Raw genomic sequence first — 11613 nt, 5'->3', positions numbered from 1 at the left:
CCCCCAGGATCGAGCCCTTCGAATAGAGCTGGATGTCGCCCTTTCCTTGCGTGATCAGCCCTGACGATGCCGGCGGCACCTGCCCTTCGACGCCAATGATCGTGCGTCCCCCGGGCGTCAACATCTGGATGTCGCCGCCAAAATTGGTGCGCACGCCCGATCCGCCGAACATGGTGATATCGCCGGAACGAAGGATCGGGTTGTTATCCGCGTCCCTCTCCGGGAACAGCGTCGCGATCATCTGTCGGCCGCGGAGGTATGAGCCGTAACGCAGGCTGTCGGGATTGTTGTACTCGCGCCCGCTGGCCGTCAATTCCGCGAAATAGACAATGCGGCTGAATACCGACTGCTCAACCATGGGCAGAGCATTGAAGAAGGTCAGCGCTCCCGCTTGATTACCGGAGTAGCCGTACTGTGTTTGCAGCCAGGCGTAGAGCATGGCGTTGTAGGTGAATTGGTTACGCTGATCCGCACTCTGGCCGAGGAAGTAAGCAAGCGCATCCCCCTGCGTGCCTTTGTAGCCTCGGTCTTTGAGCCAGGTGAAGAGAAGCGGATTGGTTGGATAAGCCGCCCTCTTGTCTGCGGGTAGAGAATTGAAAAATGCCAGCGCCCCCGCCTCGTCTCCTGTGTAACCAGCCTGAGTTTTCACCCAGGCATAAAGATCGCGAGGCGAAGCAATGGTGTCGGCTGTCTGCATCACCTTGCCCGGCTGTTGACCGAGCGGCTCGGCTGGATCGGCCATTCTGGCCGGATCCAGATAGAGTTTGACCAGCGCCGCATAGTCCGGCCCGTCCGGCCCAACGCCAGCTTGCAGGAGGATGCTGGCGCCGGGACGCGTGTCGCCAGGAACGATCGGCCCGATGCTCGTAATCGCGCCCTTGTCGGCCTGATACAAATTGCGCGCCGCCGAGACCTCGAGCGTGCCAGGACCGGCAATATCGAAGTTGGCATAGACGATGTCGCGGCCCGCGGAGACGATCGACACGTCGTTCGGATCGCTGTGCACGATCAGATTGCCGCGCGACGTCGCCCCCTGTAGGGCGCTCGTCAACGCGACGCCGGGCGCAAGGCCGGCACCGACGATATCGCGACCCGCACGCACCATGATCGGAGCCGCCGCGCTGTACCAGGTCGAGCCATCGGCGCTGAATGACAACGTTTCACCCGTGCGCAGCCCGACAACATCGCCCTCGCGTGCGTAGAACCGGATCGGATCGGCGCTCGATGCTCGGCCGATGTCAAACGCAGCAGTGTTCGGACCGAAGAAGAACAGCGACAACGCCACGGGGTTACCGCCTAGGTCGATAACGCCGCCGGACCCATTGGTCACCTTGACGTGTCCCAAGGGGTCCACACCGTCTCCCATGAAGGCCGGATTGAACGGCGTCGGTAACGCCACGCCGGAGCTGGACAGGCTGAACGAATACTGCCCGCCATAGATCGAGTCGCGGGCCAGCATCTCCAACGAACCATGCGGAGACGGAGCAAGAGTGATGAAGGGATATATCTCAGAAGCATCGCCTCGCATGTAGGACAAGGCGTTGACCCCGTAATACATGCTGCCACCCAGGGCCGCCGCCCGGAAGATCGATGGGTAGATGAACGACCCATCTGCTGCGATCTGATCGCTGGTCTGTGCACGGTTTTCTGACGCCGAGGTGCTGGGCGTGAGATTGCCGCCGGCAGAGATCAGGTTGATCGCCGTGTGACCGGTCCAGAGCGAGAACCAGCTCTGTCCGGTATCGTTCGAGCCGCCGGCAGAGAAGGCAGATCGGTTCGGCGACTTGGAGCGCCCCGGATCACCGGCGCCACCAAGGACGAGGTCGCCCAAGGTTTCGAGATAAACCGCCGAATCGCCGGGCACCAGCGTAATGCCGGAGCGTGCATCCGAGGACGTTGCTGTGAACGGGTCGATACCGCGCGGATCGAAGGCGTCATTAAATCCGGACGCACCCGACCGGTAAATGAGCTTGATCCCGCCGATCGATTCCGCCGCTACATGCAAGGCACCGCGCAAATTCACCAGCGCGCCGGGCAGCACTTGAATTTCCTGTCTGTTGGTGAGAGCCAAGTTCGGGTTGAGCGCACCCGCGATCCGCATGTCGACGTCGCCACCGCCGGTCAGCGTCAGTGATCCGTCAGCGCCAACGCGGCCGGTGCTGCCAACAGCAACGACCAGGCCCTGACTTCGATGCCCGCCATCCGTCGCTTGCTCGCCGCGAAGAGCGATCGTGCCGGCACTGCCACCGACACGGATCGCGACATCGCCGCCGCCCAGCGCGCCGATGCCGGTGAAGCCCAGCAGATCGGGATTACCGGGCGCACCTGAGGCGGTGTTGGCCGTATAGGTTCCGAAGTTGATCCACCAGGACGTCGGGATCGTTGCATCGACCGCCGTACTGCCCGTGCCCTGTCGCCACAGCCAGTTGCCGGTAATGACACTCGCCGGACCCGTGCCTTGCGTGATGTCGCCAACGAGATCGCCACCGGCCGCGATCAAGACGTTGCCACCCTGGTCGGGATACCAAGCCTGATAGGTCGAAAGGGGGGCGGCATAGTCGGCGGTTCTGGGGCCGAGAAGCGTACCGTCGGCCAGAAGGCCACGTGCACGGTTATACGTTGGATCGACCGACGTCGCCGTGCCGGCCGTGTAGATGCCGTAGAGCGAGTTCATCCGGATGTCGCCGGCGGCGACAAGATCGAGATCGCCGGTGCCTGTGCGGACGACGCTGAAGGATGGTGCGACAGGTGCTGGAGCCCCTGGTGCCCCATCGTAGCACTGGCCAGGATCCAAGCACGCCCATAGCCAATCGTCCGGAACCGGATCGTTCGGCGGCATGCCCCACCAATTGTTGGGATCCCAGAGTTTCTGGGCAGGGCCAGGCCCTGATATGTAGTGGGTATCGCCTAGCGTGATTGCTCCGGTGGAGGCGGGATTGAGTGCACGGCGGTCTGCCGATCCGAGATCCGCGCCCGCGACAAGACTCATCGACCACGCTGTTGCGCCAGCACCTAGCATCGGCGCCACCGCCCAGTTGCGGCCCTGCACGCCGTTCACAACTGGCCGCAACTCGATCGGTTGATCGCCTGCCAATTTTACGTTGGTCATGGATGGAATCAGCGACCCGGTGGCAAGCGACAACGGTCCGCTCGATGTCATGTTTCCCGGCAACGGAATGCCCTTTGGCCAGATCAGCGCTGCAATCTTGGCGTCGCTGCGCAGCACCGTTCCGGCGCCGAGTTGCATGCCGGCGGTGAGCGTCACTGCGTTCGGCAGAACCGTGCCGGCGGCATAAGCCACCGTACCATCGGCGTTGTAGATGGTCGCGCCGACCACACTGCCCGCGGATAAATTGAGAGGACCTGCCAGAGTCGCCCTCACCGGTAGCACCGTGCCGGCCAGGACGTTGTTACCTTGTGGATTCCCCACGAGCGTATCGAACGTGGCCGGCAGATCATAGTTAAGCGTCACACCCTTTCGGAAAGTGGTCCCGGCTTCGAGCGTCACCGCAATGGGAAGCACAAGATCACCACCATACGGCACCACGCCTGGCCCGAGCTGCCAGCCCTTGTCGTCAAACGTGGCCGACGGCGGTGCAAAACCATCATTGATGCTGCCTCGGATATTGAGATCGCCAGCGGCACGGATCGTCAATACGCCGGGCTCGCCGAATCCGCGCAACGCCGGATCGAGCCGGTTCGATTGCGGCCCATAACGATAGCCCGACAGGTCGAGGTCGCCCGCGACCGTGAGATCGCCGTTCGGATTCTCGGTGCTGATCTTGCTGACAACCTCGACACCGGGCCGCAGGTGATAGCTGCCGAGCCCAGAGAGCTTGCTGGCGAGCGCGGTATTGGCGAGCGCCGCATTGATGAAGGCGCTGCTGTCTTGATCGATGTCGTCGAGATAGCCCTGCGTGATCTCCTGCGGCTTGTGGCCGGTCACATCCGGCGCGCTGGCGAGCGGCGCATCGTCATAAATGCGGAAGGCATTGACCGCGACGGTCTTGGCGCCACGGATTGCGGGTGTGCCGAGCACGTTCACGGCGACATCGTTGGCGCCGTTTACCCCTCTCTCGCCGGACGGAATACCCGAACCAGCGAGCCGCGGCGCATTGAGGTTGAGCGTGCCGCGCGCCGCGCCATCGTTCTGGCCGGGACCGTTGCCATGTGTGACTCCGGTGCCCGCGCGGAGGTCAATCGCTGCATTGCTGCTCAATGTCAGCGTGCCCAGGCGCGTCGTCAGATCGACGATGGCGCGGTTCGGACTGTCGATGATCTTGCCGTAACTGTCGACACGCAGGCCGGTGCCGTGCGCATCCAGCGTACCGTTGATGGTGAGGTCGCCCATCGCCGCAAGCCGATCGATCCGACCTGGAAGCCGCTCGCATTGATCGCGCCATTGACGGTCAGGTTGCCGCCGTCGACAGCGATCTCGACGTCGCCTGCCTGCACCTCGTCCCCGACCGTCAGGCTGCCCTGCTTGATCTGGAACCGCCGCGCACCGACCACGGCGCCAGAGTTAAGGCGTGCGTTCAGCCCCGCGAAATCGGCGAGCGTTTGCGCCCGCACGGTGAGTTCAGCCGCGTCGTACGGCACCATCGTGCCGCCCGCGTCATACTGGCCGCTTGCCGAACCGAGAACAGTGCCGCCGAGATCGACATGACCGGCACCGGCACCAAGCGCCGTCACCGTCATCGTGCCGCCGCGGTTGTACCGCGCCGACAAGTCGATCACCGATCCGGTTGCCTGGCGGATGTTCCCGGCGCTGCTGGTCAGCACCACGTCGCCACCCCAGCTGTACCTGGTGACGTCGAACATCTCGACCGCGCGCCCCGACAGGTCGATGCGCGCGGCACCGCCAAGCAGGATATCGCCTGTTGCTGTCAGAACGAGCTTGCCCGAGGGCAGGACAACACTGGTATCGACCGTGACGTTGGTCCCCGTCAGCTTGAGCTGAGCGCCAAGCGCATCAACGTGCGGCACGGCTGCACTGCCCGCTCCGGTAACGAGGACATCACCGCCCGCGGTGATGGTGTTGACCGAACCCGCCACACCGGTCAACAACGGCGCCGTGAACGTCAGATCGCCGCCCGTGTATTGATAGCCGGTCGCCGGAACGTAGGCGCCCTGCTTGTGATAGACGCCGAGCGTGCCCTTGCCGTTCGACGTGATGCGCTCGCTTGCGGCGATGTTGACGGTGGCGAAACCGAGCGCGAGACGGTTGTCCACCACCGTGCTGCTCGGCTGGGAGTTGGGCCCATAGCCAAAGACGACGCGTTTCGCCGCAATGTCGAGCGTGCCGTCGCCGAGGAGCGCGGCCATCGCCGCGCCCGGCGCCGCCGCCGAGCCGGTCCAGATGAACTCGCCCGCGCGGATGGTTGCGACATCGCCGGCCGCGCCATAGCCATAGATCGCGGGCGTTCCGAGCACGAGACGTCCGACCTTCGAGGCATCGAGGGTCACGGCGCCGAAGATGTTGACGGCATCGCGCGCATTGAGCACCAGGGTCTCGAGCGCCGGCACTCCGGTCGCCGTATTGCCTGCGAGCAATTGCGCCAGCAGGCCCTGATTGAGCGAAAGACCTGCGGGCAGATGGCCCCATGCCGCCGCGGCTGCGAGACTGGCGTCCTCGCCGAGATTGATCGCCGACAGGCCAAGCACCAGATTGCGCGTGCCGTAGGATACGTTGTTGGCGATATTGAACGCGCCGGACGTCGAAACAGCGATGGTGCCTTCGGAGACAAGTGTCGTTGTCCTGTTGCAGTCCACGGTGACGCAGCCGCCGACCGTGATGTTGACGCGTGAAGCCGAGTTGGTTGCCGATGTCTGCAGCAGATTGACGAAGCCATTGGACAGTGCAACGACGCCACCTTCAGCGATGAAGACGAAGCCGTCGCTCGAATCGTAGCTGGCCCGGCCACGGCCGACCGTACTGATCGACGCGCCCTCCTCGATCGTGATGAACCCCGCTTCCCCATTACTGGCGAGGATCACCTCCGCCGCCGCAATGCGGGCGCCGCTCCGCAAGATGAGGTTATTGCCGTAGCCCCCTAGAATGGTCGCGAAGCGGCCCGCTACGCCGTAAACCGTGGTGATGGTGCCGTTCAGCACCAGACGCGGCGCGTCGAGCTTGCTGAGTTCGTCGGCGTAGACGGATGCGAATCGAATGGCGGGATCGGCGCTCTGGCCTGGAGCCAGGATTTCGCCGAGACGCCGGACATTGACGGTGCCGCCGAAGCCGCCGCTGCCGGACGCCGGGTCCATGCGCAGATCGCCATTGAACCGCAATTGCGAACGGCCGTCCGCAACGGCCGGCCTGCCCATCAGGATGTCCAGCGTCTTGGCATCCACCGTCAGCATCGCGCGCGGAACGCCGAGGCGCGCTGCATCCGCGAGTACAAAAGCGTTATAACCCATCTCGTTGTAGGATGAATGCTTACGCACGGTATCGGCCGGTGTGATCGTCACCAGATTGGGAAGCGACGCGCGAATGGACGTGTTGGCAATGCCAAGCGTGGCAGTCGCCACATAGGAGCCGTTGCCGATTGCTGTGGCGCTCGCAAGATTGGTCTGGTTGCTCGCGCCGATTTCGACACGGAACGCGCCGGGCAGCAGCGCATAACTGGAGGGCATCAGCATGTAGGTGCCGGCCGCCAAACCCGGTACACCCTTGGGAATGGTGATCTGCTGACCCGTGAGCGGCGCGCCATAGCCCGCCTCCTGCACCCCCGGCGCATACGCCGCGGCGCGGCTCGGCACGATCGCATAAACCGCGTTGCCCTTGCTACTGTAGCTGTAACCAGGATTGGAATTGATCAACGGCGTCGTCAGGATATCGACTGAACCGCCGCGGCCCGACACAAAGCCCGCGCCGGTCAGTTCGCCGCCACCCGCCAGATCGAGAACCGCACCGGACTCGACATTGAGATGAGTGGTCGAAAGCCGGATACCGCGCTTGAGATCGGTGCCGGTCATGCCCCCGGCGCCGTCGAGCACGATCGTGGACCCGTTATAACGATAATCGAGGCCATCGATGGTCCCACCATAGGGCATCACCAGCCCGGCGCCGCTCACGGACGTGATGCTGCCCGGCAGAAGATTGATCGCATCGGCTTGTGCCGGGTCGCCACGACCCATCGTGCCGAGCTGCAACGCGCCGAACGGCGCGCGCACCACGCCGCCCTGATTGACGGTTTCCGCGCCGAGATAGAGCAACCCGAATGCCGAATACGGCACGTCAGGCACGGTGTCACCGTATCGCCGAATGGTGAGCACGCTACCACTGAGGAAATTATCGATTTCCTGGTAGCCGGCAACGATCTGCGCCCCGACGCCACTTGCCGGATAGATTTGCGCGGCGACCAGCGTGATATCGCCCGTTGTGGCGAGCTCGGTCGTCAGCGCGCTTGACCCGATGCCGCGCCCCGGTAGACCGGCGAGCAGGCGGATGTCGCCGCGGCTTGTGAGATCGACCAGCGCAAAGCTCCGGCGATCCACGGTGTAGATCGATGTCTTGGTGTCGATCAACTTGCGTGCGCCGAAGCCGACGCGGTCGCGAAGATCGATCAGATCCGCGGTGACCGAGAACACGGCGTCGCTAGCCTGTTGCGACGGACCGCTGCCCCAGGTCACGGCCGGCAGGGTGAAGCCATCGCCGGCGAGGCGAGTTGTACCCGCCAGCCGCACATAAGGCGCTGACAGCGACACCTGTGAGTTCGCCCCTGCGCTCTCACCCAGCGCAAACGTACCGGCATAGAGGCGCAGGCTCTGGCTCATCGCGAGCGTGACATTTCCGTCGAAGGACAGCGGCCCGTCGGCCAGCAGCGAAAGATTGCCGAACCCGCCTTCGTGAATACGATCGACGCCGAGCCGCGCGGTGCCGACCACAAGACCGGCCTTGCCTTCCGCCATGGACGCCGCACCCGCGATTGAGCTATCGCCCTGGATATCGGCGATGACGAATTCGCGATGCCGCAGCACATCGCCAGTCGTCGTTAGCGTCGGATAAGCGGGCGTCGCCAGCGCCAGCGCCAGCGTGCCGCCTGCCGCGTTCGCACCGCCCGAAGCTGCTCGCAGAGTGCCGTCGAGATAAAGCCCGATGCTGGACTTGACAACGATCGTGCCGCCGTCGCTGGCGATGTTGAATGGCGTGCTGTTCGCTCCAAGGCCGGGCGCGGGAATATCGAGCACCGCGCCTGTGCCCGAAGCGTCGAGCACCGCGCCGGGCCGGATCACAACGAAAGCATGCGGCGCGGCCGCCTCGCCCTTCGCCTCCCAATCCATCGCACCGCCGATCAGGATCGAGCCGCCATTGGCAACGACACCATAAGTCCGGCCGCTCGCATTCGTCGCCGTCACGGCGCGCGCCGCGACGTCGAGCACGGCGTGATCGCCGATCCAGATCAGGCCGGCTTTGTTCGTGGCAGCGCTGTTCCCCGTTAGACTGATGGTGCCGCTCGGAGCGGTCAGCGTGCCATTGATCGTGAAATCTGTTCCCTGCAGACTGATTGACTGACCGGCATCGACGCTGATCGCAACTCCCTCACGCACGTCGATCGGGCCAGTCGCTGCCATCAACCCCGCTTCACCGATCGTGGAGCGTAAGGTCAAGCTGGCACCGCCGCGCTGGATCAACCGGTTGTTGACAGAATCTTCCGTCCATTCCGGCGGTGTCCATGCGTTTAGCGCATTCGCAGGATCGGCGCCGGTCGCGGTGGTGGAGGCCGTGTCCGTGAAGCGATAGACCGGCATCGTGACGTCAAGCCTGGCGCCGCCGGCAACAACCAGACCATGACGACCGTTCACGTCGTATCTAGAGAAACCGGATTGGAAGAGCGACGTATCGACCGTCATCGTCGGAGCGACCGTCACCGCCGAAGTGAAGACCGTCCCCGCCGCCAAGCGGGTCCCCTGCGCGATCGTGAAATCGACCGGAGACACGGCGCCCGCTGCGATCGTGACGGTCTTCTCAAATATCCGGATGCCGTTCGGGAATACGTCGCCCGGCACGACAAAGGAGGATGGGAGCGATCCTTGCGGAATGCTATTGATGATGGTTCCGGCCGGAATCACCGGCAGTGCCGCGTCCGGCCCGATCCGGTAAACTCCAATATTAGTAAGGATTACATACCCAACGCTTCCGCCCCCGGGACGCGGCGGGATCCAGTCAGCGCCAAGCGTCACGTCGTTGATGCCCAGGTTGCTCGTCCCGAGCATCTCGCCAGGCTTCGCGATGCTGGTCTTGTAGCTGTAATCAACCGGCAGCACATCGCCGGCTTTGACCTGAAAATCCTGCAGCAGGACCAGATCTGCCGGTGCTTTCTCGCCCGCGCCGAGCACACCGTCGGTGGCAAGCAGTTTGCCGCCTATTCCGATAGCCGTCCCGGATTCGATCTTGAGCGTACCGCCGCCGCTCACGCCGTAGCCGCGGATGTTACCGTTGAGGGTCAGCAGACCGTCCGGTTGAACTTGAGAATTCTCCTGATCCGCAATCAGCGAGACGTCGCCGCCACGGCCGCCTTTAACCTTTGCGTTGGCGAGGATCGCGCCGCCCGACGACACATCAATCAGGCTGTCCGCCTTCAACGTCACGTCATGGGTCGATTGCAGCCGCACCGTGCCGCCATCCAGATAGGCCAGCTTGCGGGTGTCATCCTTGTTCAGCAGCGCGTTAACCCACACGCCGCGCAGATCGAGCGTCACGCCCTCATGCAGGGCGACCGACGATGTGCCGTTCTTGAGCAGCACCACCGCGTTGCCACGGTCTCCGCCCCCCTTGAAATAATTATCCACGGTGAGCGAGCCGCTGCGCGCAGTGATGTCAGCCTTGATATCCACAACGGGGGCAATGAGCCTGATCTGTCCGCCGTCGGCCAACATCAGCGCACGCTCGATCGTGATCGTGTCGCTGGTACCGATGTCGAGACCGCCAAGACCCATTGCGTTGATATGCGATGTGTTGAACCAGACCGTGCCGGTGCGCGCCGAAGGCAGCACATCGGTGTCGGAACGACCCGCGGTGATCGCGGCCGCATCGCCGAACCTGATATCCGAATTGAAGATGCCGTCTCCGGTCACGACACCGTATCGCCCGACCATCAACTGCCCGTTGAGCGCGGCCGTCGTCTGCGTCAGCTTGTATCCATCGGAGGCGCCGTCGGGGCGTTTGTTGGTCTGCCGCTGGCCGGTCACGGTGTCGGCCACGATATCGGCCTCGAAGATGCTGGTCGGCGTCGACAGGATCAGCCGTCCGGCGTCGCGGCCGACGGTGTAGCCGTCTTCCCAGCGCACGCTGGTCCGGCCACGGCCAAACATGCTGCTCCAGGTCTCGGTCAGCCTATCATCGACCTTGCCCTGGATGCTGTGTTTGCGCGAGAAGCCACCGGCAAAGCCTGTGAAGGTCATGTCGGCGGGCGCGTTGTCGACGCTGTAGGTCCGACCGTCGCTGCCAAGCAGATTGGTCGAGCGGATATAGCCGCCGGCATAATCCAGTGAACCGCCGGAGATGTCGAAGGCGGCGCCGCGCTGTGCAATGACCTCCGGTGCGGAGAGCGTAATACTGCCGCCCAGCGCCGACCATTCGCCGATCGTATGCGCCGACGTGCCGAGATAGCCGCCGACCTCGAGCAAACCGCCGGCCGTATAGTAACGGTCGCTGGCATAGCCACCGGTGCCCGCCGGCACCAATGTGAGATCGCGGGCGTCGATCCAGACGTCGTTGTTCTTCAGCAGGCTGGAATCGCGGTTCTGCGGGGAGTCTCTCAGTTCGTTGCCCTGCACGTTGATCTTGATGTTGTTCGACGCCATCGCAAGTGCGACGCCGCGCACGCCGGAAACATCAAGCATCGCACCGTCTTCCGCGAAGATGCGCTTGTTGGCGGAGACCGCAATCTGGCCGCCCTGCGCCGCGGTCACCGAGCCGCCCTTGAAGGTGACAGTGCCGCCGCTGACGATCTCGATGCGCGACTGGTCCTGGCGGTCAGCCAGCAGAGAGAGATTGTCGAACTGGCCGGCGGAACTGACCCCGCGCAGCGCGTTCGCCGCGGTGGAGGCTGCGATCAGCGCGTCGCGCTGGCTGTCCAGCGCGGTCTCGTTGCTATCGAGTTCCGGCAGCACGGTCGTCAGACTGGTGGCACCGAGCGTGACGCTGCCCGCAGCGTCCGAGGCCGCGTTCAGCAGATGAACAGTGCCACGAGTATTGACCGAGGTCGTCGCAATCAGCACGCCGTTCTGCGCCAGCGTGCGGCCCGCCAAGGTGATATCGCCCTGCTGGGCGAAGATCAGCCCGCTGTTGCTGACGACGCCGCTGGCACTGCCGACCGCAATCACCGGTGCGAGTTCGTGGCCACGGGTGGTCGAGGCCTGGTTGGAATTGGTGCCGAAACCCGGACGCAGGATGAAGGCGTCGCCGGCTGCCAGCAACGCCTGGCCCTTCGGCGTCGCAATCGTTCCGGCATTATCGACCTGAGAGCCCATCATCAGCACGAAGCCGCCGCCGGAGGTCACCAACGACGCCGCGTTGGTGGTGATCAGCGCTCCGTTCTCGACGACGATCTTGCCGCCCGCCCCGGTGAAGCTCGGCGCATAGCTCGAACCGCTCCGGGTCGAATA

The 11613-nt window shown here is 64.0% G+C and carries 2 pseudogenes; both read right to left on the bottom strand.

What is annotated here, in order from left to right:
• Positions 1 to 4351: pseudogene (locus tag CWO89_RS32555) on the bottom strand (filamentous hemagglutinin family protein); the annotation flags it as partial.
• A pseudogene (locus CWO89_RS46250) lies at positions 4243 to 11613 on the bottom strand (filamentous hemagglutinin family protein); the annotation flags it as partial. The pseudogenes CWO89_RS46250 and CWO89_RS32555, both read right to left, overlap by 109 nt.

It is taken from the genome of Bradyrhizobium sp. Leo170 (assembly GCF_004296405.1).
Classification (GTDB): Bacteria; Pseudomonadota; Alphaproteobacteria; order Rhizobiales; family Xanthobacteraceae; genus Bradyrhizobium.
Note: the sequence above shows the minus strand (reverse complement) of the source record. Positions and strands in the feature narration are given on the sequence as shown.